General features: G+C 63.9%; 27 protein-coding genes. 9 read left to right on the top strand and 18 right to left on the bottom strand.

Features of this window, described 5'->3' with window-relative positions; translation table 11 throughout:
* Positions 1-2 precede the first annotated feature (2 nt).
* Entirely contained in the window at positions 3-404 is a 402-nt protein-coding gene (locus tag AC1RBA_RS20570; RefSeq protein ID WP_492419703.1) for a ribosomal maturation YjgA family protein, read from the bottom strand.
* Between the two features lie 89 nt (positions 405-493).
* Positions 494-1,399: a LysR family transcriptional regulator gene (locus AC1RBA_RS20565; RefSeq protein WP_492419702.1), complete on the bottom strand. Its 906-nt coding sequence runs from the start codon at positions 1,397-1,399 to the stop codon at positions 494-496.
* Positions 1,400-1,498: 99 nt separating this feature from the next.
* Here AC1RBA_RS20565 and AC1RBA_RS20560 point away from each other — a divergent pair, with 99 nt between their 5' ends.
* Complete coding sequence (locus AC1RBA_RS20560) at positions 1,499-2,812, top strand: SGNH/GDSL hydrolase family protein (RefSeq protein ID WP_492419701.1); 1,314 nt, start codon at positions 1,499-1,501, stop codon at positions 2,810-2,812.
* Here AC1RBA_RS20560 and cysK read toward each other — a convergent pair.
* Both cysK and AC1RBA_RS20550 read right to left on the bottom strand, forming a co-directional pair.
* On the bottom strand, positions 2,773-3,705 hold the full coding sequence (cysK, locus tag AC1RBA_RS20555) for a cysteine synthase A (RefSeq protein ID WP_492419700.1): 933 nt from the start codon (positions 3,703-3,705) through the stop codon (positions 2,773-2,775). The genes AC1RBA_RS20560 and cysK overlap by 40 nt on opposite strands.
* Positions 3,706-3,790: 85 nt before the next feature.
* Positions 3,791-4,255, bottom strand: coding sequence for an FKBP-type peptidyl-prolyl cis-trans isomerase (locus tag AC1RBA_RS20550; protein WP_034780576.1), 465 nt, complete (start codon positions 4,253-4,255; stop codon positions 3,791-3,793).
* Between the two features lie 95 nt (positions 4,256-4,350).
* Between AC1RBA_RS20550 and thpR the strand changes: the two genes are divergently transcribed.
* The gene (thpR, locus tag AC1RBA_RS20545; protein WP_492419699.1) at positions 4,351-4,869 is read left to right on the top strand and encodes an RNA 2',3'-cyclic phosphodiesterase; all 519 of its coding nucleotides are present in this window, start codon (positions 4,351-4,353) and stop codon (positions 4,867-4,869) included.
* 24 nt (positions 4,870-4,893) lie between these two features.
* Here the strand turns inward: thpR and AC1RBA_RS20540 are convergent, their stop codons facing one another.
* On the bottom strand, positions 4,894-5,751 hold the full coding sequence (locus tag AC1RBA_RS20540; RefSeq protein WP_492419698.1) for a tRNA threonylcarbamoyladenosine dehydratase: 858 nt from the start codon (positions 5,749-5,751) through the stop codon (positions 4,894-4,896).
* A gap of 113 nt (positions 5,752-5,864) precedes the next feature.
* On the opposite strand from AC1RBA_RS20540, the gene pdxH reads away from it, so the two are divergent.
* Both pdxH and AC1RBA_RS20530 read left to right on the top strand, forming a co-directional pair.
* Positions 5,865-7,073 (top strand): pyridoxamine 5'-phosphate oxidase, encoded by a 1,209-nt coding sequence (gene pdxH / locus AC1RBA_RS20535; protein ID WP_492419697.1) that lies wholly within the window; start codon positions 5,865-5,867, stop codon positions 7,071-7,073.
* A 127-nt stretch (positions 7,074-7,200) separates the two neighbouring features.
* Positions 7,201-8,436, top strand: coding sequence for a class I SAM-dependent methyltransferase (locus AC1RBA_RS20530; RefSeq protein ID WP_492419696.1), 1,236 nt, complete (start codon positions 7,201-7,203; stop codon positions 8,434-8,436).
* A 22-nt stretch (positions 8,437-8,458) separates the two neighbouring features.
* Here AC1RBA_RS20530 and msrA read toward each other — a convergent pair whose 3' ends face one another.
* Positions 8,459-8,992, bottom strand: a complete 534-nt coding sequence (msrA, locus tag AC1RBA_RS20525) for a peptide-methionine (S)-S-oxide reductase MsrA (RefSeq protein ID WP_492419695.1) — start codon at positions 8,990-8,992, stop codon at positions 8,459-8,461.
* A 177-nt stretch (positions 8,993-9,169) separates the two neighbouring features.
* Here msrA and AC1RBA_RS20520 point away from each other — a divergent pair, with 177 nt between their 5' ends.
* Positions 9,170-9,676, top strand: coding sequence for a flavin reductase family protein (locus tag AC1RBA_RS20520; RefSeq protein WP_070290921.1), 507 nt, complete (start codon positions 9,170-9,172; stop codon positions 9,674-9,676).
* A 39-nt stretch (positions 9,677-9,715) separates the two neighbouring features.
* On the opposite strand, the gene AC1RBA_RS20515 is transcribed toward AC1RBA_RS20520, so the two are convergent.
* From AC1RBA_RS20515 to AC1RBA_RS20465, 11 genes are all read right to left on the bottom strand, one after another.
* Entirely contained in the window at positions 9,716-10,402 is a 687-nt protein-coding gene (locus AC1RBA_RS20515) for an OmpW/AlkL family protein (RefSeq protein ID WP_070290920.1), read from the bottom strand.
* A gap of 98 nt (positions 10,403-10,500) precedes the next feature.
* The gene (locus tag AC1RBA_RS20510) at positions 10,501-11,892 is read right to left on the bottom strand and encodes an SGNH/GDSL hydrolase family protein (RefSeq protein ID WP_492419694.1); all 1,392 of its coding nucleotides are present in this window, start codon (positions 11,890-11,892) and stop codon (positions 10,501-10,503) included.
* Between the two features lie 241 nt (positions 11,893-12,133).
* Positions 12,134-13,153 (bottom strand): L-threonylcarbamoyladenylate synthase, encoded by a 1,020-nt coding sequence (locus AC1RBA_RS20505; RefSeq protein WP_492419693.1) that lies wholly within the window; start codon positions 13,151-13,153, stop codon positions 12,134-12,136.
* Complete coding sequence (locus AC1RBA_RS20500; RefSeq protein WP_492419692.1) at positions 13,150-14,346, bottom strand: 5-(carboxyamino)imidazole ribonucleotide synthase; 1,197 nt, start codon at positions 14,344-14,346, stop codon at positions 13,150-13,152. The genes AC1RBA_RS20505 and AC1RBA_RS20500 overlap by 4 nt, the downstream gene beginning before the upstream one ends.
* A 15-nt stretch (positions 14,347-14,361) precedes the next feature.
* Positions 14,362-14,859 (bottom strand): 5-(carboxyamino)imidazole ribonucleotide mutase, encoded by a 498-nt coding sequence (gene purE / locus AC1RBA_RS20495; protein ID WP_070220354.1) that lies wholly within the window; start codon positions 14,857-14,859, stop codon positions 14,362-14,364.
* 1 nt (position 14,860) lies between these two features.
* Positions 14,861-15,754 (bottom strand): phosphoribosylaminoimidazolesuccinocarboxamide synthase, encoded by an 894-nt coding sequence (locus AC1RBA_RS20490; RefSeq protein ID WP_070220356.1) that lies wholly within the window; start codon positions 15,752-15,754, stop codon positions 14,861-14,863.
* 106 nt (positions 15,755-15,860) lie between these two features.
* Positions 15,861-16,925: a class II fructose-bisphosphate aldolase gene (fba, locus tag AC1RBA_RS20485; protein WP_010401625.1), complete on the bottom strand. Its 1,065-nt coding sequence runs from the start codon at positions 16,923-16,925 to the stop codon at positions 15,861-15,863.
* A gap of 82 nt (positions 16,926-17,007) precedes the next feature.
* Positions 17,008-18,456: a pyruvate kinase gene (gene pyk / locus AC1RBA_RS20480; RefSeq protein ID WP_070220360.1), complete on the bottom strand. Its 1,449-nt coding sequence runs from the start codon at positions 18,454-18,456 to the stop codon at positions 17,008-17,010.
* 110 nt (positions 18,457-18,566) lie between these two features.
* Entirely contained in the window at positions 18,567-19,778 is a 1,212-nt protein-coding gene (locus tag AC1RBA_RS20475) for a phosphoglycerate kinase (RefSeq protein ID WP_492419691.1), read from the bottom strand.
* A 77-nt stretch (positions 19,779-19,855) separates the two neighbouring features.
* Positions 19,856-20,206 (bottom strand): AzlD domain-containing protein, encoded by a 351-nt coding sequence (locus AC1RBA_RS20470; RefSeq protein ID WP_070220364.1) that lies wholly within the window; start codon positions 20,204-20,206, stop codon positions 19,856-19,858.
* Complete coding sequence (locus tag AC1RBA_RS20465; RefSeq protein WP_492419690.1) at positions 20,199-20,945, bottom strand: AzlC family ABC transporter permease; 747 nt, start codon at positions 20,943-20,945, stop codon at positions 20,199-20,201. The genes AC1RBA_RS20470 and AC1RBA_RS20465 overlap by 8 nt, the downstream gene beginning before the upstream one ends.
* A gap of 258 nt (positions 20,946-21,203) precedes the next feature.
* Here AC1RBA_RS20465 and AC1RBA_RS20460 point away from each other — a divergent pair, with 258 nt between their 5' ends.
* The 4 genes from AC1RBA_RS20460 (at position 21,204) to AC1RBA_RS20445 (ending at position 23,516) form a co-directional block, all read left to right on the top strand.
* Positions 21,204-21,398 (top strand): zinc-finger domain-containing protein, encoded by a 195-nt coding sequence (locus AC1RBA_RS20460; protein WP_070220739.1) that lies wholly within the window; start codon positions 21,204-21,206, stop codon positions 21,396-21,398.
* A 72-nt stretch (positions 21,399-21,470) separates the two neighbouring features.
* Entirely contained in the window at positions 21,471-21,896 is a 426-nt protein-coding gene (locus AC1RBA_RS20455) for a YybH family protein (RefSeq protein ID WP_070220368.1), read from the top strand.
* Positions 21,896-22,933 (top strand): YheT family hydrolase, encoded by a 1,038-nt coding sequence (locus AC1RBA_RS20450; RefSeq protein ID WP_492419689.1) that lies wholly within the window; start codon positions 21,896-21,898, stop codon positions 22,931-22,933. The genes AC1RBA_RS20455 and AC1RBA_RS20450 overlap by 1 nt, the downstream gene beginning before the upstream one ends.
* Entirely contained in the window at positions 22,926-23,516 is a 591-nt protein-coding gene (locus tag AC1RBA_RS20445; protein ID WP_070290913.1) for a DUF2946 family protein, read from the top strand. The genes AC1RBA_RS20450 and AC1RBA_RS20445 overlap by 8 nt, the downstream gene beginning before the upstream one ends.
* A gap of 3 nt (positions 23,517-23,519) precedes the next feature.
* Here the strand turns inward: AC1RBA_RS20445 and AC1RBA_RS20440 are convergent, their stop codons facing one another.
* Positions 23,520-25,109 carry a M48 family metalloprotease gene (locus AC1RBA_RS20440; protein WP_070220741.1) on the bottom strand — a complete coding sequence of 530 codons (1,590 nt, stop codon included), beginning with the start codon at positions 25,107-25,109 and terminating at the stop codon, positions 23,520-23,522.
* Positions 25,110-25,277 lie beyond the last annotated feature (168 nt).

Raw genomic sequence — 25,277 nt, 5'->3', positions numbered from 1 at the left:
GACTAGCGGCGCTTGAACAGCGCCGCTTTATCCACCAGCGCCGCGATCGCCACGCCCGCCGTGTAGGCGATCAAATCGCCCCAGCCGAAGGTGGAACCGAGCACCAGATGCCCCAGCGGATGCGCGCGCAGCGCCACGAGCCAGGGCGTCTGGACCAGCTGGCCGAATTCCACGGCAAAGCAGATCAGCAGCGCAGTCAGCGCCAGCTGCCACGTGCGCATGCGCGTGGCGAAGATACCCAGCGCAAAGAAGATCATCATGGCCCACAGGGCGTCGCCCGGATACTTGCCGAGCGCGGCGGGGAGGAATTGGGGATAGGCGCGCGAGGCCAGGCCCAGCGCGATGACAGCCACGGTTGCGCCCACCTGCAGCAGGCGGCGGCGTTCAGGTTTTACCAGGAACATATTTCCATTCAAAGGCACAATACGGGCCGAACCATTGCGGCCCGTCCGATATTGTACTGCGCGGCCGTGTCCGCCTGCAGCCTATCGCATCAAGCCAGGTCGACATGCTGCGCCAGAAAGTCGAGAAAAACGCGCACGCGCAGCGGCACGTGCCCGCCCTGCCCCACGAAGACGGCATGCACGTCTTCGCTGTCGCCGGGGTTGAACGCTTCCAGCACGGCCTGCAATCGGCCCGCCGCGATATCGGCGCGCACCTGGAACGCCGCCAGGCGCGCCAGGCCCAGCCCCGCCAGCACCAGTTGCCGCAAGGCTTCGCCATCGCTGGCCTGCGCATTGCCCACGACGGGCACGACGAGGTCGCCCTCGGGCAGGCGCAGCGGCCAGCCCGAGCGGGCGCGCGCGTAATTGGCGTCGAGCAGATTGTGCGACGCCAGCTCGGCCGGCGCCCGCGGCGTGCCGCGCCGCGCCAGGTAGCTTGGTGCCGCCACGATCGCCATGCGCGTCTGGCCCAGCTTGCGCGCCAGCAGGCTGGAGCTTTTCAGGGGACCGGCCCGCACGGCCACGTCCGTGCGCTGCTCGAGGATATCGACCACGGTATCGGTCAGCACGATGTCGAGCGTCACCTCGGGATAGCGCTCGAGAAACAGCGGCGCCAGCGGCAGCAAAAAATGCTGGCCGAACGGCACGTTCGCATTCACCCTGATCTTGCCGCGCGGCACATCCTGCACGCCCGCGCAGCGCTCGGCCTCGTCCAGCGCCGCCAGCACCTGCATCCCCCGTTCATACAGGCCGCAGCCTTCGGCCGTCAGCTGCAGCTGGCGCGTGGAGCGGTTCAACAGGCGCGCGCCCAGGCGCTCTTCCAGCCGAGACACGAGCTTGCTGACGGCCGACGGCGTCATGCCGCAGGCGCGCGCGGCGGCGGAAAAGCCGCCCAGTTCGACCACGCGCACAAACACTTCCAGTTCGCCGGAACGGTTCACTTCCAGTCTGGCCATTGTGAATTCAACTCATAAATGTTCTTCGATGGGATAGTCTAGTACATAAATGGCTTTGCTTTCATCATGCGCACATTCCCCTTGATAAAGCGAGCCGCCATGCAACGACATTCCCTCCTCCCCGCCGCCCTGCTGAGCCTGGCATTCAGCGCCAGCCCGCTCCAGGCCGCCAACGCCGAACCTGCACCAGCCCCCGTCTCCACTTGGCTGGCCAGCTGGACGGCCAGTCCGCAAGCCGTGTGGGGCAGCGACTTTGTGCTTCCCGCCAACGTGCCCGCCGTGCTGCACGGACAGACCGTGCGCCAGGTGGCGCGCCTCAGCGTGGGCGGCCCGCGCGTGCGCATCGTGCTGTCGAATGCCTACGGCAAGGTGCCGCTGCGCATCGGCGCGGCCACCGTGGCCCTGGCCGCTTCCGGTTCGGCCATCGCAGCGGGCAGCCTGCGCACGCTGACGTTTTCCGGCCAGCCGGCGGCCACCATGGCACCGGGCGCGCCGCTCGTCAGCGACCCCATCAACCTGTCCGTGCCGGACCTGGCGCGCCTGACGGTGAGCGTCCACCTGCCGCAGCCCAGCGCGACTGCCACGTTTCACTGGGATGGCCGCGAGACGGCGTGGATCGCGCCGCAGGACCAGACGCGCTCCCTCCGCATCGATGACGCGCCCGGCGTGCAGACCACCACGGCGCGCCTCTTGCTCAGTGCCATCGAGGTGGAGGCGGCGCCGGGGGCGCAAGCGGTGGCCATCCTCGGCGACTCGATCACCGATGGCGCCAGCGCCAGCCTGGGGATCGATGCGCGCTGGCCCGATTTCCTGGCCGAACGCCTGGCGCCGCACGGCGTGGCCGTGATCAATGCGGGCATTTCCGGCGGACGGCTGTTGTCCGACGGCATGGGTGAGAACGCCCTGGCCCGCTTCGAGCGCGACGTGCTGGCGCAGCCCGGCGTGCGCACGGTGGTCGTCTTGTTGGGGATCAATGACATCAGCTGGCCCGGCACGGCGTTCGCGCCTCGGGCACAAAGACCGACACTGGAAGAATTAAGCTGCGGCTACGCGCAGCTGGTGGCCCAGGCGCGCAGCCGCGGCGTGCGCGTCATCGGCGCCACTGTGATGCCGTTCGAAGGCGCCCTGCCCGGCACGCCCTTGAGCGACTATTATCAAAAAGAAAAAGATGCGCTGCGCCAGCAACTGAACGCGTGGATACGCGCCAGCGGCCTGTTTGACGCCGTGCTCGACTTCGACGCACTGGCGCGCGACCCCGCCCATCCGCTGCGCCTGCTGCCCGCCTACGACTCGGGCGACCATCTGCACCCGGGCGATGCGGGCAACCGGGCGCTGGCGGAAGGGATAGACCTGCCGCTGCTGCTTAATAAAAATCAATCGCCGAGTCCAGCGTACAAGGCCGTGCTCAGGTAGCGTTCGCCGAACGACGGGATGATGGTGACGATGGTCTTGCCCGCGTTTTCCGGGCGGCGCGCCACTTGCAGGGCGGCCCACAGGGCGGCGCCCGACGAGATGCCGACCAGCAAGCCTTCATCGCTGGCGGCCAGGCGCGCCGTGGCGAAGGCGTCGTCGTTCTTGACGCAAATGATTTCGTCGTAGATGGTCGTGTTCAGTATCTGCGGCACGAAACCGGCGCCGATGCCCTGGATCGGATGCGGCCCCTTGGTACCCTTCGACAGCATCGGCGACGCTTCCGGTTCCACGGCAATCATTTGCAGGCCGGGCTTGCGTTCCTTCAGCACTTCGCCGATGCCGGTAATCGTGCCGCCCGTGCCTACGCCGGCGACGACGATGTCGACTTGCCCATCCGTATCGCGCCAGATTTCCTCGGCCGTCGTGGCGCGGTGGATGGCGGGATTGGCGGGATTATTAAATTGCTGCAACATCAGATAGCGCGGGTCGGCCGCCACCATTTCCTCGGCCTTGCGGATGGCGCCCAGCATGCCTTCGCTGCCCGGCGTCAGGACCAGCTCGGCGCCGTAGGCGCGCAGCAGGATGCGCCGTTCACGGCTCATGGTGTCGGGCATGACGAGGGTACAGCGGTAGCCGCGCGCGGCGCAGACCATGGCCAGCGCAATGCCCGTGTTGCCGCTGGTGGGCTCGACGATGACGGTATCGGGATGGATCTTGCCCGCCGCTTCGGCGGCGACGATCATGGACAGGCCGATGCGATCCTTGACGCTGTGCGCGGGATTGTAGAATTCGAGTTTGGCGAGGATGGTGGCCACACTGCCGGCGGCGATGCGGTTGATGCGCACCAGGGGGGTGTTGCCGATCAGTTCAGTGACGTCGTTGGCGATGTTCATGGGAGTCTCCACAGCAATTACAGAAGAATCCAGTCTACCGCGTTTTGGCGGCAGCGCGAGCATGCGCCGCCGCCAAACTGAACAATTACTTAACGTCCAGCAGTTCCACGTCGAAGATCAGTGCCGAGTTCGGCGGAATGTCGCCATTGCCGGCGCCGCGCGGACCGTAAGCCAGTTCGCCTGGAATGATCAGGGTGCGCTTGCCGCCCACTTTCATGCCAGCCACGCCCTGGTCCCAGCCCTTGATGACCATGCCCTTGCCCAGCGGGAAGTCGAACGGGCCACGGCCCACGGAGCTGTCGAACTTCTTGCCGCGCGAATCTTTCGCCAGGGGACGATACAGCCAGCCCGTGTAGTGCACGGTGACATTGCTGCCGGCGGACGCTTCCTTGCCCGTGCCGACCTTGTTGTCGATCAGAATCAATTTATCGGCGACAGGGCCAGGGCTCAGCGAGACGGCCGAGGCGGGAACAGGCGCTGGCGCCTGTGCCTGCGCCAGCGACGCGGCGACGGAGCAGATCAGGGCAAACAAAACGGAGCTACGCGTCATGATGTATTCTTTCAGTGAGTTTCGGTGAGATCCCTGCCAATGCGAGTGGGCAGGGAACACCAATCATAGCAAACCGCCGCAACGATAGGAAAAACTTGTCGCCCGATACCCATTGCCCCCGCCTGTTTTACGCGCTGTGGCCCGACGCGGCCACGCGCGCGGCGCTGGCCGCCTGGCAGGCGCGCCTGCAAGGCAAACCCGTGCGCGTGGACAAGCTGCACCTGACCCTGGCCTTCCTGGGCCAGCACCCGGCCAGCGACCTGCCGGCCCTGCTGGCTATCCTGGCACAATTGCCGGCGCGTCCCATGCCCTTGCTGTTCGACCACGCCAGCCACTTCACGCAGCTGGCGCTGGCCTGGGCCGCCCTGGCGCAGCCCTCGCCGGCCCTGCTGGACTTGCGCGCGGCCTGCATGCGCGCGCTGGCGCAACAGGGGCTGGCGCCCCGCTTCGAGCACGACCGCTTTACGCCGCACGTGACCCTGGCGCGCCAGGCGCCGCCGCCGGCTAGCCAGGACTTCGCGCCCATCGCCTGGCAGGCGGATGAACTGGTGCTGGTGGAATCGCTGAAAAGCAGCGGCGACTACCGCATCGTGGCCAGCCGCAAACTGGTTTAAGCGGCGTGGCTTAAGCGGTGTGGCTTAGGCGGCGTCCGGCACCGCCACTGGCTCGGCGGCCAGTTTGTCCTGGCGCAAGCTTTTCAGCGCATGGGCGGCCGCCACCATGCCGAAGCTGGCCGTCACCACCACGCTGGAACCGAAGCCGGCACAGTTCAGGCCCGTGACGCCGGCAGGCGCGCTGCCATCGATGGCGCACGCTTCCGCACTCTCTGGCGTGCTCAACGGCTCCATGGAAAACACGGCGTCGATATTGAATTTGTTTTTCACGCCACGAGGGAAACCATATTCGGTGCGCAACAGTTTGCGTACTCTCTTGAGCAGCGGTTCCTGCTCCGTCTTCGACAAATCGCGCACGGCGATCAGTGTCGGGTCCGTCTGCCCGCCCGCGCTGCCGATGGTCAGCATGGGAATGTTGCGCGCGCGGCAATACGCGATCACGGCTGCCTTGGCCTTTGCATTGTCGATGGCGTCGACCAGGTAGTCGAAATCGCGCCCGCCCAGCAACTGCTCCAGGTTATCGGGGGTGATGAAATCCTCGATCTGCGTGACCTGGCACAAGGGGTTGATCAGTTCGATGCGTTCGGCCAGGGCCGTGATCTTGGCCTTGCCGATGGTGTCGCTCATGGCCTGGATCTGGCGGTTGATGTTCGATTCGGCAACATTGTCGAGGTCGATCAGGGTCAGGCGGCCGACGGCGCTGCGCGCCAGCGCTTCGACGATCCAGGAACCGACGCCGCCCACGCCGATCACACACACGTGGGCCGCGCGAAAACGCGCCAAAGCGGGGGCGCCGTACAGGCGGGCTATGCCGCCGAAACGCCGTTCAAAATCGATCTCGGTCAAGTCCATGGAAATTAGTTCATTGGTGGAGGTATGCATGGCGCCATTTTAACGGACACTGCGCTGGCGGATATTCTAAAATAGCCGAATTGACACAGCGACAAGCTCCGTTTGTCGCCGCGCCCCCACACCGTTCACCACGAGAACTCGCCATGACCGCTCCCCTGTTCGACTCCGTTCCCGGCTTTGACCAGCCCATCGTCGTGCTCAAGCATTGCCACGACAAGATCCGCAAGCAACTGACGACCCTGCAAAACCTGCTGGCCCACCTGGTGCAGCATGGCAACACGGCGGACGCGCAGCAGGCTGCCAAGGCGGTGTTGCAATATTTCAATCAAGCCGCCCATCTGCACCATGACGATGAAGAGCAGGACCTGATGCCCATGCTGCAGGCCACGGCCACGGGCGACGATGCGGCCCTGCTGGTGACCCTGGTGCCGGAAATCCTGGCCGACCACCAACGCATGGACCAGGCCTGGCTGACCCTGCGCCCGGAACTGGACGCCATCGCGGCCGGCACGGGCGTGCAACTGTCCGCCCATGGCGTGCGCGACTATGTGGCCGCCTATCAGGCCCACATGAGCAAGGAAGAGGGCCAGCTGGCACCGATGGCCAAACGCCTGTTCAGTGCGCAACAGATGGAGCAGCTGGGCACAGCCATGCAGCGCCGCCGCGGCATCGCTCCCGAGGCGCCCGCAACGGCAGCCCAGCCGGACGCGGCCGCCGTGCTGGCGGCCATGCGCACCGATTACGTGCAATCGAGCCTGAGCGAGACGGATGTGCTGGCCGATCCCATCGCCCAGTTCCAGAAATGGTTTGCCGAGGCCGTCAAAGCCCAGGTGCTGGAGCCGAACGCCATGAGCTTGTCCACCGTCAGTGCCGACGGCAAGCCCAGCTCGCGCATCGTGCTGATCAAGCAGTTCGACGAGCGCGGCTTTACCTGGTACACGAATTACCAGAGCGACAAGGGCCAGCAGCTCGAACACAACCCGCACGCCGCCCTGCTGTTCTTCTGGGGCGAGCTGGAGCGGCAAGTGCGCATCGAGGGCACGGTGGTGAAAACCACGGCCGCCGAGAGCGACGAGTATTTCAATGTGCGCCCCGTGCAAAGCCGCTTGTCGGCGATTGCCTCGCAGCAAAGCGCCCCCATCGCCGACCGTGCCGCGCTGGAAAGCAATTACGAGGCCGTGGTGGCCGCCGTCGGCGACGCGCCACCGCCGCGCCCGGCCCACTGGGGCGGCTACCGTTTGCAGCCGGAACGCATCGAATTCTGGCAGGGGCGCCGTTCGCGCTTCCACGACCGCATCGTGTTTACACGCGGTGCTGACGGGCAATGGAGCATGCAACGCTTGCAACCATAAGCAGGACAGTCAAGGCGGCGCAAAGCAAGCTGGTCAATATCGGTGTAGGCTATGAGGGTAGAAGTTACTAAATGACATTGTTTCTCAATTTGCGGCCGCAACAGCGGCCGCTTCATTGGAGGCTATTTTGTTTGTACAAAACCAACTCAAGTCCTGGATTGCCGGTATCCGCAGCAAGACTGCCTTGCCGCTGCGCATAGAATTGTGGAATGGCCAGCATGTCGACCTGTCCAGCGAAACGCCCACAGTCACCATCCGCCTGCCGACCGTCGCCTCGGCCCGCTATCTGCTGAACCCCTCGCTGGCCAACCTGGGTTCGGCCTATGTGGAAGGCAATATCGAAGTCAAGGGCACGGCCCAGGACATGATTTCCATCTGCAATGCTCTGGCGCGCAACACCTTGAAACCGGAAGGCAAGCTGGCCCGCATCGTGCGCAGCTTTACGCACGACAAGAGCAAGGACGCGGAAGCCATCCGCTACCACTACGACGTGTCGAATGCCTTCTACGAGCAATTCCTCGACCCCGCCCTCGTGTATTCCTGCGCCTATTTCGAACACGGCGATGAAACGCTGGCGCAGGCGCAAGTCAAGAAGATCGACCATATCCTGAAGAAAATCCAGCTGCAACCGGGCCAGACCCTGCTCGACATCGGCTGCGGCTGGGGCGCGCTCGTCATGCGTGCCGCCCAACAATATGGCGCCCGCTGCGTGGGCGTGACCCTGTCGGAAAACCAGTACGCGCTGGCGCGCGAGCGCGTGGCGGCGGCCGGCCTGGCCCACCTGATCGACATCCGCCTGCAAGACTACCGCGACGTCACGGGCCAGTTCGACCGCATCACCAGCGTGGGCATGTTCGAGCACGTGGGCTTGAAACATTTGCCCGATTATTTTTCCATCATCAACAAGCTGCTGGCGCCGGACGGCATGGCGATGAACCACGGCATCACCTCGACCGACCCGGAGAATGGCGAAACGCCGTATGGCGGCGGCGAATTCATCGAAAAATATGTGTTTCCGCACGGCGAACTGGCCCATATCGGCAATGTCCTGAAAACCATGCAGCAAGGGGGGCTGGAAGTGCTGGACGTGGAAAACCTGCGGCGCCACTATGCGCGCACCTGCGCCCTGTGGACGGAAAATTTCGAAGCCAACGCCGAGCAGATCCGTCCACTGGCGGGCGAACGGCGCTTCCGCATCTGGCACGTCTACCTGGCCGGCTGCGCCTATGCCTTCGAGCAAGATTTGATCAGCCTGTACCAGATCGTCTGCGTGAAGGCGGGCCGGCGCTCCTCCACCCTGCCCTGGTCGCGCAACTACATGTATGCGCAGGACGCCAGGCCGGCGCCCCTGCTGGCGACCTGATCCTGATGCCCACGCGGGACGCTTACTTCAGGCGCTCGGCGTACATGGCGCGGAATTTTTCCACCTTGGGCACGACAACGAGGGCGCAATAGCCCTGCAAGGGATGCTGCACGACATAATTCTGGTGGTAATCCTCGGCCGGATAAAAGACCGATGCCGGCGCCAGCTGCGTGACGATCGGTGCATCCCACACGCCGGCCATCTCGGCCAGCACCTTGCGCGCCACGCTTTCCTGCTCCGCCGACTGATAATGGATAACGGAGCGAAATTGCGTGCCGACATCATTGCCCTGCCGGTTCAGGGTGGTAGGATCGTGCAAGGTAAAAAAGATTTCCAGCAAGTCGTGGTAAGGGATGACGGCGGGATCGAATTCCAGCCGTACCACTTCCGCGTGGCCCGTCTCGCCCGTGCACACCTGTTCATATCCGGGGTTGGGCACCGTGCCGCCCGTGTAGCCGGACTCGACGCGCGTCACGCCGCGCACTTCCCCATACACGGCAGCGAGGCACCAGAAACAGCCACCGCCGAATACCGCCACTTCCGTCTGTTGGTTCATGATGTCCTCCCGCAACGCCTGTGCGACGTATCATTTCATTACTGTAACGCAAAGCGCCATGGCCTGCAGTGCCGCTTGAAACGGCGCGTGATGCACCGCACATAAGGGGCATGCCGGCCACGATTGCGCTGGCGTGGCCGATTTTTGGCATAATGTCAGCAAATAGACAGGTCACCCATGAACACACGCTCTCCCCGCGCGCCAGCGCAAGAATTCGATACGGCACATTTTCGGCAGGCATTGTCACAGTTTGCCACCGGCGTGACGGTCATCACGACGCGCCTGGCCGACGGCAGTTTCCGCGGTCTGACGGCCAGTTCCTTCAATTCCGTCTCGCTGTCGCCGCCCCTGGTGCTGTGGAGTCTGGGCACGGTGGCGAACAGCATGCCGATTTTCAGCGGCAACTCGCATTACGTCATCAATGTGCTGGGCGCCGAGCAGGCGGAACTGGCGCAGCGCTTTGCACGGCGCACGCCGAATCCCTTCGATGACGTGGAATACGAACTGTCGCGCACGGGCCAGCCCATCCTGAAAGGCGCGTCGGCCTGGTTCGAATGCCACAACCGCAGCCGCTATCCAGAAGGCGACCACGTCATTTTCGTGGGCGAAGTAGAACAATGCGCGTTTGCCGCGCAGCCGCCCTTGATCTTCCACAATGGTAAGTTCAATACACCGCCAGCCTGAGCGGGACAAAAAAAAATCCGCCGAGGCGGATTTTTTGTTTTACAGGGTAAATTTATACCCGATGCTGACACTCACGGCGAGCGGATCGAGCTTGATGTCCTGCGTCTGCCCCGTCGAGAATTTCGCCTTGGTTTTCAGGAAGGTCTTGACCACGGCCACGTCGGCAAACCAGCGCTCGTTGAAGGACAGGGTGCTGCCGACCACCAGGCTGCCTGCCAGCTTGTTGTCCATGCGGTAAGTGACGGGCGCTCCACCCGGATCCAGCAAGGCCGTCATCTGGCCCGAGCCTTTTTCCTTCTGGAAATATGCATACGTCAAGCCCGCGCCCACGTAAGGACGGATCATCGCATTGGGCTGGAAGAAACGGTACTGGATGAAGGCCGTCGGCGGCAAGGCTTCCGCCGTCCCCAGCTTGCCCGTGCCCTTGATGGCACCATCGCCCATCAGGTCATGCTTGTACGGCACGCCCAGGATCATTTCAGCGGAAATATTGTCCGTGATCATGTAGGCAAAGGTCAGGATGGGCTTGGTATCCGCCTTGACGTCGGCCTTCGTGCCCGGCAGTGCCGGCGCAGAAATGTCGCCACTATCGACGTGGGGCGTGATTTTGTTGAGGCCGACCTTGGCCATCCAGGTGCCTGCGCTTTGCGCAGAAGCGCCCGTCGCCATGGCCATCGCGGCGGCGGCGGCCAGCACGCGTACAGCGGTATTCAAACGATTTTTCATCTTGTCTCCTGATCATTATGTGCGGATAGCCGGGCTATCCAGTCTTGTCGCTGCCGGCGCCAGCCCCGTCCCCGGGACGCGGCTGGCGCGGCGATTCCTTACAGCCAGCCCCGCACGACCATGTCCTTGGCCACATAACGGGCCAGCAACAGGTTGTTGAACGGCGTAGGGTGCACATCGTCGGCATACGCGTAGTGGCTGACGTCGCCCGCTTTCAGGTTCGAGCCATTGCACACCAGCGAGCTACCCAGGATATTGCCAGGTGCGCTCAGGTCGCACGCCGTCTCGCTGACATTGGTCAAGCCATACGGGCCAGGGTTGACGCCCTGGTCATGGCTGACGGCAAACACGTCGACCAGCAAGACTTTCGCATTGCCGCTCAGGCCACCGCTCAGTTCGCCATTGAAGGCGCTGACCATGGCATTGATGAGCGTCTTGGTATTGGCATCCTTGCTCAAGCCCGATGGCGTACCGGCCACGTCCGGCAAGTTGTTGACGATGACATAGTTGGCGCCCTTGGCGATGATCTGATCCTTGACCAGCGCCACCAGTTCAGTACCCGCTTGTTTCATGGCGGCAATCAGCAACGGCCCCTGGGCCGCCGCAAAATCGGCGCCGGCCTTGGCGCCGGCAGCATTGCCGGTGACCGTCGCATCGGCTTGCGCCTTGGTGACCAGCGGACCATACACTTCCAGCGCGCCTACCGCCGTATTGCCGGCAATCACGGCCGCTTGCACCGCGGCACCGACGATGGTCGCCGAGGTGGCGCCAGGCGCCGCGCTGGCCGTCTTGATGGCGGCGCCGATGGAGGCGGCCGCCGTGGCGGGATTGGGCGCGCCGGCGGCCAGGGCCATGGTTAAATTGGTGGCAAAAGCCTTGGCGCCCGCATCGGCGCCCGCCGTCTTGCCGGCCGCCGTCGCACCGGCCTGCAATGCGCCGAGCTGGAACAGCACGTCATTGCCGCCCGCCATCACGAAGACGGCTTCTGTGCCGCTGAACTTGCCCCCGGAAGCAGCCAGGTGGTTCGCGATCTGCGTCACCACGGGCACGGTCAGGGCACCGAGCTCGCTGCCCGTCAACTTGTTGTTCGGACCGACGGGGTTGGTCACGCGCGAACCGCCCATGGCGTAGCCGTAGCAGCCCGGATGCTTGACGCGTGGCACGGACAAGCCTTTCGCCATATTGCCTTCCAGGCCAGTCTCGGCGGCGCATGGGGCGGCCAGGCCGAATTGCGCGGCCAGGTGCTCGGTCCAGTTCTTGCCTGTCAGTTCAGGATTGATCTTGGTATTGTCGCCATTGATGGTGAACTTGCCGCCACCTTTCGCCAGCACTGTGCCCACGGCATACGAACCGACATCGGACAAGCTGTCGCCGAACGACACCTGCGCCGTGTACTTGACTTTCAAGGTTTGATCACCGCCACTGGCGCCGCCGCAACCTGCAAGGACAGCCGCAGCCAGCACGGCCAGCGCAAATTTTGTTTGATGCATTTTGTCTCCTCGGTCTTTTTTATGGTTTCTAAACGAACGGGCGTGCTATTCGTTACCCAACTAATATGCCATCGTTCCAGAGGCTTGTATAGAAAATATGCTTTAAAAATCAACGAAATAACAACACCGCCTGCGCCCTGTGATGGCCGGGCGATCTGCTGAATTATGGAGGATTTACTATGTTTCGTGGCAAGCATTGCTATTGCGCTGCATCAAGAAAAAGCCCCTTGCGGGGCTTTTTTCAGAAGGACAGGAATTGCTGCAAGATACCACTTGAGCCGAACGCGGCACGCCGCAAACGGTCGTTGACGCCGAGCCACGCGGGGCCCGTCGGTGGCGCTTCGACGAGGATCAGCTCGGCGCCGACCTGGTCCATCGTGCGCAGCGAGGCATACAGCGCATGTGCGTAGTTTTCCGGGCTGGCGGCCAGGCGCACGCTGGCGCTGGCCGGCGGCAGATCCGAGTAGTGGATCAGCGCCACGCGGCGCCCGTCATTGAGCAGGCGGTTCAAGGTGGCGCGCACGTCGTCGCTGTGCTGCATCGCAACAGGCGTGTGTGGCGCATAGTGCGATTCCAGGGTGCCCGAGGCACGCGGTGCGGCCGCGTCGGCCACGGCCGGTGCGCGGCCAATGACGGCGGCGATCTGCTCGCTGCTGATATGGCCGGGACGCAACAACACGGGACCGTGCGTGGCCAGGCGCGACAGGTCGACGATGGTCGACTCGATGCCCACGTCGCTCTGCCCGCCGTCGAGCACCAGGCCCAGCAAGCCGCTGTCGAGCTCCGCCGTGAATTCATCGCGCACGTGCTGCGCCGTGGTGGGGCTGACGTTGCCGAACTTGTTTGCCGACGGCGCCGCCAGACCGCCGTTGCCGCCCTTGAAAGTGCGTAGCAGTTCGATAGCCACCGGATGCGAGGGGCAGCGCAAGCCCACCGTATCCTGGCCGCCGGAAACGGCATCGGGGATATGCGCGGCGCGCTTGACGATCAGGGTCAGCGGGCCGGGCCAGAAGGCCGCCACCAGCTGTTCCGCCTCGACCGGAATATCATCGGACCAGTGCGCCAGGTCGGCGCCCGGCGCCACGTGCACGATCACGGGGTGGTCCGAGGGACGGCCCTTGGCTTCATAGATGCGCGCCACGGCGGCCGGGTTTTCCGCATCGGCGCCCAGGCCGTACACGGTTTCCGTCGGGAAAGCGACGAGGCCGCCCGCTTCCAGCACGGCAGCGGCTGCCGCCAGGTCGTGTGCGGGCACGCTCACGGCGCGATTCCCAGGATCAGGCACGCATCGCGCAGGCGCTGCTGCGCCTCTTGCAAGGTGGCGGCGATGAAGGTCAGGTGACCCATCTTGCGGCCACGGCGCGGATCGTCCTTGCCGTACAGGTGCAGACACGCGCCCGGCAGCGCCAGGATACGGTCCCAGGCCGGCTCGCTGGCGGCATCGCTGCCGTCGGCAAACCAGGCGTCGCCGAGGAGGTTGAGCATCACGGCCGGCGAATGCTGGCGCACCTCGCCCAGCGGCAGCCGCGCCATGGCCCGCACCTGCTGCGCGAACTGGCTGGTGACGCAGGCATCCATCGTGTAGTGGCCGCTGTTATGCGGACGCGGCGCCATTTCGTTGACCACCAGGCTGCCATCTTCCAGCACGAAAAACTCGATGCACAGCACGCCGACATAGCCGAGTTCGGCAACCATGGCCTGCGCCGCCCGCTGCGCCATGGCGGTGCTCTCGTCCGACACGTTCGGGCCCGGCACCGTGGTAGTAAACAGCACGCCGTCGCGGTGCACGTTTTCGGCGATCGGATACACGACCGATGCGCCGTCCACGCCGCGCGCCGTCAGCACGGACACTTCATACGCCAGCGGCAGCATCTTTTCCAACAGGCAAGTTACCTCGCCCATTTCCGCAAACGCGGCGCGCACCTCGTCGCGCGTGCGCACGCGGAACTGGCCCTTGCCGTCATAGCCCATACGCACGGTTTTCAAAATGCCTGGCAGCAAGTCGTCGGCGATGCCGTCGATGTCAAGCTGCGTGGCGATCACCGTATGCGGCGCCGGCAGCACGCCCGATTTCGGGGCGCAAGCGACAAAGAAACGCTTTTCCGCGATGCGATCTTGCGCCACCGACACGCCGTGGGCGTTGGGCGCCACAAACACGCGTTCGGCCAGGCGCGACAGGCTGTCGGCCGGCACGTTCTCGAATTCCGTGGTGACGGCCAGGCATTGCGCGGCCAGGGCGTCGAGGCCGGCCGCATCGCTGTAGCCGGCATTGACCAGGCGCTGCGCCACCTGCCCCGCAGGGCAGGCGTCCGATGGTTCCAGCACGGCCACTTGGTAGCCCATGCTCTGGGCGGCCTGGGCAAACATGCGGCCGAGCTGGCCGCCGCCCATCACGCCCAGCCATGCCGGTGGGTTGGCGGCGGGCAGCAATGGGGAAGTCGATTTACTATTCATTATTTTTCAAGCACATTATTCAGGCAAGACCATGGCCTTGGCGGCGGCCGTTTGCGTGGCACGGAAGGCTTCCAGCTGCTCGGCCAGAGCGTCGTCGTTGGCGGCAAGCATCGCCACCGCCGTCAGCGCCGCATTCGCCGCGCCCGCTTCGCCGATGGCGAAGGTGGCCACGGGCACGCCCTTGGGCATTTGCAGGATGGACAGCATGGAATCCTCGCCGCGCAAGTATTTCGACGGCACGGGCACGCCCAGCACGGGCACGATGGTCATCGCCGCCACCATGCCAGGCAGGTGGGCCGCACCGCCGGCGCCGGCGATGATGGCGCGCAAGCCGCGCGCGCGTGCGCTTTTCGCATACGCATACATCTCGTCGGGCATGCGGTGCGCGGAAATGACTTGCGCTTCGTACGGCACGCCAAACTGTTTCAGGATGGCGACCGCGTTCTGCATCACGTCCCAGTCCGAAGACGAACCCATGATGACGCCGACCAGCGGCTTATTCTGCTCGCTCATCTCAGGCCTTCAGCTTCTCGCCCGTCAGGCGTTCGATGGCTTCAAAGTACTTGGCCTGGGTTTTTTCGATGACGTCGGCCGGCAGCGCCGGCGCCGGTGCGGTCTTGCCCCAGGTCAGTGTTTCCAGGTAGTCACGCACGAATTGCTTGTCGAACGACGGCGGCGAAATGCCAGGCTGATACGAGTCCGCTGGCCAGAAGCGCGAGGAATCGGCCGTCAGCACTTCATCCATCAGATGCATGACGCCATTGTCGTCCAGGCCGAATTCGAACTTGGTGTCGGCGATGATGATGCCGCGCGTGGCAGCATATTCGGCGGCCGTCTTGTACAGGGCAATGGCGACGTCGCGCATCTTGGCGGCCAGTTCCGCGCCGATGCGCTCTTCCATTTCCGCAAAGCTGATGTTTTCGTCATGCTCGCCCAGTTCGGCCTTGGCCGCCGGGGTGAAGATCGGTTCCGGCAGCTTTTCCGCCTGTTGCAGGCCGGCTGGCAGCTTGATGCCGCAGATGCTGCCCGTGTCCTGGTAATCTTTCCAGCCCGAACCGATGATGTAGCCGCGCACGACTGCCTCGACCATGATGGGCTTCAAGCGCTTGGCCACGACGGCGCGGCCCTTGACTTGCTCCACTTCCTCGGGCGCCACCACGGACTCCGGCGCCACGCCGGTCAGGTGGTTCGGCACGATATGGCCCAGTTTCTCGAACCAGAAATCGCTCATCTGGTTGAGGACCTTGCCCTTGCCGGGGATAGGCTCATTCATGACGACATCGAAGGCCGACAGGCGGTCCGTGGTGACGATCAGGATCTTGTCGTCGCCAACGGCGTAGTTGTCGCGGACCTTGCCGTGGCCCAGCAATGGCAGGGAATGGATGGAAGTCTGATAGAGGCTGTTCATAGCGGGGGAATAGTTGGATGAAACGAAACCGGCAGGCAGGGAAGGCGCCCGCCGGTCGAGAAAATCGGGCACGGAGCATTGCTTCCGGCCCGTTCCAGACAGAATTTTACTTCACAATTTGCGACAGCTCGCCGGCCTTGTAGCGCTCGGCCATTTTTTCCATCGTGATGACCTTGATTTTCGACGCCTGGCCTTCGCAGCCGAAAGCCTGCATGCGCGCGCGCACGATTTGCTCGGCGGCGGTGCGGGCTGGCTTCAGGAAGTCGCGCGGGTCGAATTTCGACGGGTTTTCGAACAGATACTTGCGGATCGCGGCCGTCATCGCCAGGCGGATATCGGTGTCGATGTTGATCTTGCGCACACCGTGACGGATGCCTTCCTGGATTTCTTCGACTGGCACGCCGTAGGTTTCCTTCATGTCGCCGCCAAATTCGCGGATGATGGCCAGCAATTCCTGCGGCACCGACGAGGAACCGTGCATCACCAGGTGGGTGTTCGGGATGCGCGCGTGGATTTCCTTGATGCGGTCGATGGCCAGGATGTCGCCCGTCGGCTTGCGCGTGAATTTGTAGGCGCCGTGCGAGGTGCCGATGGCGATCGCCAGGGCGTCGCACTGGGTGCGCTGCACGAAGTCGGCCGCTTGCGCCACGTCCGTCAGCAGTTGCTCGCGCGTCATGGTGCCGTCGGCGCCGTGGCCGTCTTCCTTGTCGCCCTTCATGGTTTCCAGCGAACCGAGCACGCCCAGTTCCGCTTCCACCGTCACGCCGATGGCGTGCGAGAATTTCACCACTTCACGCGACACTTCCACGTTGTATTCGTACGACGCGACCGACTTGCCGTCCGCCTCCAGCGAACCGTCCATCATCACGGAAGTAAAACCCGAGCGGATGGCGGCCATGCAGACGGCCGGCGACTGGCCGTGATCCTGGTGCATGACGACCGGGATGTGCGGGTACGCTTCGACGGCGGCGTCGATCAGGTGGCGCAGGAACGCTTCACCGGCGTACTTGCGCGCGCCGGCGGACGCCTGCATGATCACCGGGCTGTTGAGCGCATCGGCGGCAGCCATGATGGCTTGCACTTGTTCCAGGTTGTTGACGTTGAAAGCAGGAATGCCATAGCCGTTTTCGGCGGCATGGTCCAGCAGTTGACGCATGGATACGAGAGACATGGTAATACTCCAGATAACAATAGAAACCGTTGCGGCGCTTCGCGGTGGTCAATAACCGCGCCGGCGCCTGAATTCTTGGGCCTTATTCAAATTCGCCGACTGTCACAATCTTTAATGCATTCGTACCGCCCACCTGGCCCATCGGTTCGCCCCAGGTGACGACGATCATGTCGCCCTTTTTGACGATGCCCTGCGCCACCAGCAGCTCTTCCGCCTGCTTCAGCACTTGCGCGCTGGGAGCGTTCTGCATCAGATGATACGCCCGAACATTACGGTACAGCGCGGCTTTGCGCAAAGTCGTGACGCTCGGCGTGAGCGCATAGATCGGCGTATCGATACTGTGGCGGCTCATCCACAAGGCGGTGGAACCCGATTCCGTCAGCGCCACGATGGCTTTCACGCGCAGGTGGTGGGCCGTAAACAGCGCGCCGTAGGCGATCGACTGGTCGATGCGGGTAAACGTGACGTTGAGGAAGTCGGCATCGAGCTTGTTGTATTCGGACTGCTCCGCTTCGACGCAGATGGCGGCCATCATTTCCACCGTCTCGATCGGGTACTTGCCCGAGGCCGTTTCGGCCGACGTCATGACGGCATCTGTGCCGTCGAGCACGGCATTCGCCACATCGGACACTTCGGCGCGCGTGGGCACGGCGTTGACGATCATCGATTCCATCATCTGCGTGGCCGTGATCGCCAGCTTGTTCGACGCGCGCGCCATCTTGATCATGCGCTTCTGCAGGGCCGGCACGGCCGCATTGCCCACCTCGACGGCCAAATCGCCGCGCGCCACCATGATGCCGTCGGAGGCATCGAGGATTTCCTGCAGCGCGGGAATGGCTTCCGCCCGCTCGATCTTGGCGATCATCATCGGCTTGTGGTGGTACGGTTCGCCGGCGATATTGGCCAGCTGGCGCGCCATTTCCATGTCGGTCGCGCATTTCGGGAAGGAAATGGCGAGATAGTCGGCCTGGAAACTCATGGCCGTCTTGATATCTTCCATGTCCTTGGCCGTCAGCGCGGGCGCGGACAGGCCGCCGCCCTGGCGGTTGATGCCCTTGTTGTTCGACAACTCGCCGCCGATTTTCACGGTGGTGTGGATTTCGCTGCCGTGGATGCGCTCGACGATCAGCACGATGAGGCCATCGTTTAGCAGCAGCACGTCGCCCTTGTGCAGGTCGCGCGGCAAGGCCTTGTAGTCGAGGCCGACCCGTTCCTGGTTGCCCAGTTCGCCGTTTTCGCCCCACTTGGCGTCGAGGATGAAGCGCTCGCCCGCTTCGAGCTGAATGCGCGTGTTTTCAAACTTGCCGACGCGAATCTTCGGCCCTTGCATATCGGCCATGATGGCCACTTCGCGCCCACATTCAGCCGCCGCCAGGCGCACCAGCGCGGCGCGGTCGATATGGTCCTGCGCCTTGCCATGGGAAAAATTCAAGCGCACCACGTCGACGCCCGCACGTATCATTTTGACCAGGATATCGAAGTCGGTGGAGGCGGGGCCGATTGTTGCTACGATTTTTGTACCACGTGGCATAGGAATCCTTGTGCGCGAGCGAAGGTGAGCAAGGCCGGTTTGAGACAGCCGCCGGCAAGGTAAAAGCGCAGCGGTCAGGCTGCGCTTGGTGGCACGACAGTCAGGCTATATCAGCCAGCACGTTGCATGAGCATTTCCACGGCAGGCAAAGTCTTGCCCTCCAGGAACTCCAGGAAAGCGCCGCCGCCCGTCGAGATATAGCTGATTTTATCCGTAATATCGTATTTGGCAATCGCCGCCAGAGTGTCGCCACCGCCGGCGATCGAAAATGCTTTCGACTCGGCAATCGCCAGGGCCAGGGTCTTGGTGCCGTTGCCGAACTGGTCGAATTCGAACACGCCCACGGGGCCGTTCCACACGATGGTGCCGGCGGCGGCGATCTGCTGCGCCAGCAGGGCTGCCGTTTTCGGGCCGATATCGAGGATCATGTCGTCATCCGCCACGTCGGCCACGTCCTTGACGGTGGCGGCGGCTGTCGGCGAAAACTCCTTGGCGCACACGACGTCGACGGGAATCGGCACTTGCGCGCCCCGTTTGGCCATGATGTCGATGATGGCTTTCGCTTCGTCGACGAGTTCCGCTTCCACCAGCGACTTGCCGACGTTCAAGCCAACGGCTTTCATGAAGGTATTGGCGATGCCGCCGCCGACGATCAGGTTATCGACCTTGTCGGACAGGGCTTTCAAAATGGTCAGCTTGCTCGATACTTTCGAACCGGCAACGATGGCCAGCAGCGGGCGGGCGGGCGCGTGCAGCGCTTTGCCCAGCGCATCGAGTTCGGCGGCCAGCAGCGGGCCGGCGCAGGCGACAGGGGAGAACTTGGCGATGCCGTGCGTGGACGCCTCGGCGCGGTGGGCCGTGCCGAACGCGTCATTGACGTAGATATCGCACAATTTCGCCATTTTTTGCGCCAGCTCATCGCTGTTTTTCTTTTCGCCCTTGTTGACGCGCACGTTTTCCAACAGGACGACCTGGCCGGCAGCCAGGGATTCCAGGCCGGCGCCGTCGATCCAATTTTGTTTCAGTGCAACTTCCTGGCCCAGCAGCTCGGACAGGCGGGCCGCCACGGGCGCCAGGCTGTCGGCCGGCTTGAACTCGCCTTCCGTCGGACGGCCCAAGTGCGACGTCACCATGACGGCGGCGCCAGCGTCGAGGGCGGCACGGATGGCCGGCACCGAAGCGCGGATGCGCGTATCTTCGGTGATCTTGCCACTGTCATCTTGCGGAACGTTCAGGTCGGCGCGGATGAATACGCGCTTGCCTTGCAGTGCATTTTGGGCGATCAAATCTTGCAGACGGATGAAGTTGAGAACAGCTGACATGGCGATCCAGATGACGAGTGGAAGGAAGTGCGCTATTTTACCGCAATGACCAGACCAAATCGCCGATTTGTCCTGCTTTACTGAAAAACATGCAACAGTCGCAAGCCCGTGAAAACCAGCATGCCGAACACGATGGTTTGCAGCATATTGCGGCGAATCACGAAAAAGAGCGTGGCGGCAATACCCGACAAGAGTTTCAGATTCGACAAGTCAAAGTGCACTTGCGGCCCTTCCATCAGCATGTCGGGCGCGATGATGGCGGCCAGCGCGCAGGCCGGCGCATAGCGCAGCATCTCGCCCACGCGGCGCGGAATGGTAATATGGTGGCCGATCAGCCAGAAGGTGCTGCGCGTGGCGGCAGTCGCCACCACCAGCACGGCGATGGCGATCCACACGTCTGCTCTGCCCAAGGCTATGCCGTCAAACATGGCGTTTTGTCCATTTTTCTGTCAATTCTTCCACGGCCATGGCGCTGACCATGCCCACCACCACAGCCACAAGCAAGCCCAGCTTATACGGCAGGCTGAACGCCAGCACGGCGACCGTGCCCGCCACCAGCACGCCGCACAGGGCGGCGCGGCTGAGGATGAGCGGCACCGTCACGCACAGGATCGCCAGCGTGCCCGCAAAACCCAGCCCCCATTCGGCCGGCACAACGGCGCCCAGCACGATGCCGATGAAGGAACCGATTTGCCAGGCCAGCCAGTTGGGGTAGATCAAGCCTTTCAGGAAAGGCAGCTTGGCCGGGTCCGGCGTTTCGTGCGGATAGCGCTGCAGGAAGAGGCCCACCGTGATGTCGCCCGCCACATAGCCGAGCGCGAAGCGCTGGCGCCACGGCAGATGGGCGAAATGCGGGGCCAGCAGCACGGAAAAGATAACAAAACGCAAATTGACGACGAGGGCCGTGGCGAAGATCACCCACACGGGCGCTTGCGCGGCCAGCAGGGGCAAGGATGCAAGCTGGGCCGAGCCGGCAAAGACAAACAGGGTCATGGCTCCCGCCTGCGCCACGGTCAGGCCGCTTTTCACCATGGCCACGCCCACCACCATGCCCCAGGCGGCGATGCCCAGCAAGGTGGGCGCGCCCAGGTTCAGGCCGGCACGCCAGGCATCTTTCAGCATGGCATCGTCGCTGGTGGCCGGGACGGCGTTCACGCGGGTGTTCATGCGAGCCCCCGGCAGGCTGAGTGTGGTAACTGCACAACAATGGTGCAAGACGACAAGGGCGGCAACGGTGATACCGGCAAGGCAAATCCAGTCAGTGTGGTGCTGCAGCCGCCATATTTCCGCGAAAACCCGCGCCGCAGCCGAAGATGATCAAGCCGCCATTTTAGCCATGATTTTTGCTGTCTGCCTGAATCCGTTAAAATCGTGGTTTTGGCAGCAGCCGACTTCCATCCATACAGCCTCACGGAGCATGACAAGATGACAAAAACCACCCAGCCAGCGGTCGAACTCGACGGTAAAGACTTGCCAGCCCACTGCCCTAACCCGGCCATGCCGCTGTGGTCATCGCATCCGCGCGTGTTTCTGGAATTCAACAAAGACGGTATCGCCAAGTGCCCGTACTGCGGCACGGCCTACACCCTGAAGGAAGGCGCCAGCGCCGGCCATCATTAAACTGCCCAGCGGCGCGCCCCCAGCGCGCCGTTTTTATTTGCATCAAGTTATACCGTTCAGCCCGGAGTCGTCATGAAACGTCTGAAAGAACTCAATGGCAGCGCCGCGGAAGTCGAAGCGGCGTTCTACGATGCCTTGCACCGCGCCGACCTCGAAGCGCTGATGGCGCTATGGGCCGACGATGAAGAAATCGTCTGCATCCACCCGGGCGGCGCGCGCCTGATCGGCCATGCCGCCATCCGCGCCTCGTGGGAAACCATCCTGGCGGGCGGCGGCCTGCACATCGTGCCCGCGCAGCTGCATGAAACGCACAATCTGATGAGTTCGGTGCACACGGTCATCGAAGGCGTCACCAATGAAGACGGCGCACCGGCGCATCTGCTGGCCACGAATGTGTATGTGAAAACGCCGCGCGGCTGGCGCATCGTGCTGCACCACGCGTCCATCGCCCCGGGCGGCGCGCCGGCCGACGCCACGGGAACGCAGATCCTGCACTGATGTCCTTGCCGCTTATTGACAACGCCCCCTATACCGCCCCGCTCTGGCTGCCTGGCGGCCACGCGCAGACGATTTATCCTGCCGTGTGCCTCGCCAAGCCGGCCGTGGCCTTCCGCCGCGAACGCTGGCAAGCGCCCGATGGCGACTTCGTCGACGTCGACCTGGTCGACGGCCAGCCGGGCCAGCCCTTCGTGCTGCTGTTCCACGGCCTGGAAGGCTCGTCGAACAGCCATTACGCGCGCGCCCTGATGGCCGAGGTGGCCGCGCGCGGCTGGTCGGGCGCCGTGCCGCATTTTCGCGGCTGCTCGGGCGAAGCGAACCTGGCGCCCCGCTTTTACCATTCGGGCGATGCGCAGGAAGTGGACTGGATCGTGCAGCGCCTGCGCCCGCGCGCCACGGGGAAATTTTATGCGGCCGGCGTGTCGCTGGGCGGCAATGCCCTGCTGTGCTGGCTGGGCCAGTCGCAGCACCAGGCCGATTTCATCGATGCGGCGGCGGCCGTGTCGGCCCCGCTGGACCTGGCGCAAGGGGGCAAGGCCCTGTCATCGGGCGCGAACCGGCTCTACACGCGCATGTTCCTGAACACGCTCAAACCGAAATGCCTGGCCAAGCTGGAACAGTTTCCCGGCCTGTTCGCGCGCGAGGCCATGCTGGCCGCGCGCGACTTGCACGCCTTCGACAATGTCGTCACGGCGCCCCTGCACGGCTACCGCGACGCCGACGATTACTGGCACCGCGCCAGCGCCAAGCACGTCTTGCAGGACATCACCGTGCCGACCCTGGTGCTGAACGCGCAAAACGACCCCTTCCTGCCCGGGCGCTTCCTGCCGCGCAGCGCCGCGCCGACGGTCACGCTCGAGTATCCGCGCCACGGCGGCCATGTCGGCTTTGCGGCAGGCAAGTTGCCGGGCAGCACACGCTGGCTGCCACAGCGCCTGCTCCATTTTTTTGAGGGCGGCAACATGGCGCCGCTGGCCCCGCAAACCTGTCACGCTGGCAGTTCGCAAACGCACACGGAAAACGCTACACATGGATGAACTCGTCAAACAGGCCCTGGCCAAATGGCCGAACGTACCGCACTGCTACGGCTGGCTGGGCCTGGACGCGCGCGGCCACTGGCGCATGCGCGACCAGCATGCGCAACAGCGACAACTGCCTGGCGACAAGATCGCCCACGAAGCCCTACTGGGATTTATCAACCGCAATTACGGCCATGACGAACGCGGCTGCTGGTTCTTCCAGAACGGCCCGCAGCGCGTGTATGTAAATCTGGAAGCGACACCCTACATTGCCCGCAGCGACCCGCGGCACGGTTTTGTCTTGCAGACGGGCGCGCCGCTGGAGCAGATCGAGCAGGTGTATTGGTGCGACAACGGCGTCTTGATCTTGCGCCAGGGCGAGGTCGTGGCGCAGGTCGATGACCGCGACATGGCTCAAGTGCTGGACGCCCTGCACGTCGATGGTCAGGTGGCCAGCGACGAGGCCTTGCTGGCGTGGCTGGAAGAGCGCCGGGGCAAGCTGACCCTATTGCATGACGGCAAGGAGATCGCCGTGCAGCCGCTGCGCTACGACGCCGTGCCGCAAACCTTCGACTTCCAGCCGATGCCGCAAGCCGAATAAGGCTTATCCCTTCTGGTCCTTGATCTGCTCGCGGCGCTTTTCCTGCAATTCGCGCTCGCGCGCATCGATCACGGCCTGGTCATAAAAGGTCGCGTCCGTCGATTTGCGGGCGATCGTCAGCTGGTCCAGCGCGGCCATGGTGGCGCCCTGCAGCACGTAGGATTCGGCCAGCGCCATATGCTGCAAGGTCATCTTGCCCTGATCCGCATAGGCTTTCGCCAGTAAATCGTACAGTTCCGGCTCTTCCTTGTAGAGCTGCACCTGCTCACGCAGGTACAAGGTGGCTTGCTCCAGCTTGCCGGCAGCCATCAGCGCTTCCGCATATTGGTGGGCAATGCCGCGCGAGAGGGGAAACTGCTGGCGCGCCGCATCGGCCGCCTTCAAAGCCTGTTGCGCCACTTCCTTCTTTTGCGCCGGCATCAACAGCACTTCCAGCCCCATCGCCGCCAGCAGCGAATTGGGGCCCTGCGTGCCGCCCGACGTCAGCACATTCGGCCCGGCCGGCTGGTGCAGGGCGGCATTGGCCGCATCGAGTTCCTTTTGCGCCTCCGCCGGCTTGCCCTGCTTGACGGCGACAAAGGACAAGCCGTAATGGGCGGCCGTCACCTGGAAGCGGCTTTGCTGTTCCAGCTGCGTCTTGAAGACGGCCTTGGCGTTCAGCAAGCCTTGCACGCTTTCATCCTGCAGCACGCGGGCGCGCGCGCGGGCCAGGTGGAAACTCAGGCTGTCCGCACGCTGTTTGTACGGCTGCTCGCGGATGCGCGCCTGGATGTCGGCGATGCGTTCCGTCGTCAGCGGGTGGGTCTGCAGATAGGCGGGCATCAGGTCGCTGTACGAACGGCTGGCCGCCTGCATGCGGCCGAAGAAGGCCACCATGCCGGTGGTATCGAAACCGGCCTCGCCCATGATCTGGAAACCGATGCGGTCCGCCTCGCGTTCGGCGTCGCGGCCGAAATTGAGCTGGCGCTGGATGGCCAGGCCCTGGCCGGCGGCAAACACGCCCATGGCCACGTCGCCGCCCGCACGCGACGCGAGCGCCGCCAGCAGCATGGCGGCCAGCGGCATCAGGGCATCCTGGCGCTGCTGGCCCAGCATGCGCGCGATATGGCGCTGCGCCACGTGGCCGATCTCGTGCGACAGCACGGAAGCCAGTTCCGCCTCCGTTTGCGCCGCCAGCACCAGGGCCGAGTGCACGCCGATGAAGCCGCCCGGCAAGGCAAACGCGTTCAACTGGGGGTCGCGCACGGCAAAGAAAAAATAGTCGTAATTCGTTTCGCCGCGCACGCTGGGGCGCGCCGCCACGAGCGCGTTGCCGAAGGTATTCAGGTATTCGAGCAAGGGCGCGTCATCGAGATAGTCGCGGTCGCCGCGGATGCCGCGCATGATTTCCTCGCCGATCTTGCGCTCCATCGCCGGCGACAGGTCTTCGCGCGAGGTATCGCCCAGGTTCGGCAGGTTCGGCGCCGGCGGCACGGCCAGGGGCGTCCAGCCGCTTCCCGGCTTGGCCGCCGCGCCGGCAGATGGCGCCGCTGGCGCGGACGTATAGGTTTGCGCCAGCGCACAGGGCGCCGCCAGCGACAATGCCGCCAGCACGGATGCGCGCCGCAAGCGGCGCAGCCATGCCGCAGCGGCGTTTTCAACGAGGATCGGAAGGGGAGTTTTTGAATTCACGGGTGCTATCATACCTTGTTAGCGGCGCCCATTCCCACGCGCCATGCCAGTGGCATGGGGCCGTGATTCGGCCTGCCGCGCCCCCGTTCC

Source organism: Janthinobacterium sp. GW823-FHT03B06 (assembly GCF_058796955.1).
The sequence above is the reverse complement of the archived record's forward strand: the minus strand, read 5'-3'. Positions and strand labels throughout refer to the sequence as shown.

Bases quoted from the DNA above. Each gene is read 5' to 3' on its own strand.
- AC1RBA_RS20570 (WP_492419703.1), bottom strand. From the start codon at position 404: ATGTTCCTGGTAAAACCTGAACGCCGCCGCCTGCTGCAGGTGGGCGCA.
- AC1RBA_RS20565 (WP_492419702.1), bottom strand. From the start codon at position 1,399: ATGGCCAGACTGGAAGTGAACCGTTCCGGCGAACTGGAAGTGTTTGTG.
- AC1RBA_RS20560 (WP_492419701.1), top strand. From the start codon at position 1,499: ATGCAACGACATTCCCTCCTCCCCGCCGCCCTGCTGAGCCTGGCATTC.
- cysK (WP_492419700.1), bottom strand. From the start codon at position 3,705: ATGAACATCGCCAACGACGTCACTGAACTGATCGGCAACACCCCCCTG.
- AC1RBA_RS20550 (WP_034780576.1), bottom strand. From the start codon at position 4,255: ATGACGCGTAGCTCCGTTTTGTTTGCCCTGATCTGCTCCGTCGCCGCG.
- AC1RBA_RS20540 (WP_492419698.1), bottom strand. From the start codon at position 5,751: ATGCATACCTCCACCAATGAACTAATTTCCATGGACTTGACCGAGATC.
- pdxH (WP_492419697.1), top strand. From the start codon at position 5,865: ATGACCGCTCCCCTGTTCGACTCCGTTCCCGGCTTTGACCAGCCCATC.
- msrA (WP_492419695.1), bottom strand. From the start codon at position 8,992: ATGAACCAACAGACGGAAGTGGCGGTATTCGGCGGTGGCTGTTTCTGG.
- AC1RBA_RS20520 (WP_070290921.1), top strand. From the start codon at position 9,170: ATGAACACACGCTCTCCCCGCGCGCCAGCGCAAGAATTCGATACGGCA.
- AC1RBA_RS20515 (WP_070290920.1), bottom strand. From the start codon at position 10,402: ATGAAAAATCGTTTGAATACCGCTGTACGCGTGCTGGCCGCCGCCGCC.
- AC1RBA_RS20510 (WP_492419694.1), bottom strand. From the start codon at position 11,892: ATGCATCAAACAAAATTTGCGCTGGCCGTGCTGGCTGCGGCTGTCCTT.
- AC1RBA_RS20500 (WP_492419692.1), bottom strand. From the start codon at position 14,346: ATGAATAGTAAATCGACTTCCCCATTGCTGCCCGCCGCCAACCCACCG.
- purE (WP_070220354.1), bottom strand. From the start codon at position 14,859: ATGAGCGAGCAGAATAAGCCGCTGGTCGGCGTCATCATGGGTTCGTCT.
- AC1RBA_RS20490 (WP_070220356.1), bottom strand. From the start codon at position 15,754: ATGAACAGCCTCTATCAGACTTCCATCCATTCCCTGCCATTGCTGGGC.
- fba (WP_010401625.1), bottom strand. From the start codon at position 16,925: ATGTCTCTCGTATCCATGCGTCAACTGCTGGACCATGCCGCCGAAAAC.
- pyk (WP_070220360.1), bottom strand. From the start codon at position 18,456: ATGCCACGTGGTACAAAAATCGTAGCAACAATCGGCCCCGCCTCCACC.
- AC1RBA_RS20475 (WP_492419691.1), bottom strand. From the start codon at position 19,778: ATGTCAGCTGTTCTCAACTTCATCCGTCTGCAAGATTTGATCGCCCAA.
- AC1RBA_RS20470 (WP_070220364.1), bottom strand. From the start codon at position 20,206: ATGTTTGACGGCATAGCCTTGGGCAGAGCAGACGTGTGGATCGCCATC.
- AC1RBA_RS20465 (WP_492419690.1), bottom strand. From the start codon at position 20,945: ATGAACACCCGCGTGAACGCCGTCCCGGCCACCAGCGACGATGCCATG.
- AC1RBA_RS20460 (WP_070220739.1), top strand. From the start codon at position 21,204: ATGACAAAAACCACCCAGCCAGCGGTCGAACTCGACGGTAAAGACTTG.
- AC1RBA_RS20455 (WP_070220368.1), top strand. From the start codon at position 21,471: ATGAAACGTCTGAAAGAACTCAATGGCAGCGCCGCGGAAGTCGAAGCG.
- AC1RBA_RS20450 (WP_492419689.1), top strand. From the start codon at position 21,896: ATGTCCTTGCCGCTTATTGACAACGCCCCCTATACCGCCCCGCTCTGG.
- AC1RBA_RS20445 (WP_070290913.1), top strand. From the start codon at position 22,926: ATGGATGAACTCGTCAAACAGGCCCTGGCCAAATGGCCGAACGTACCG.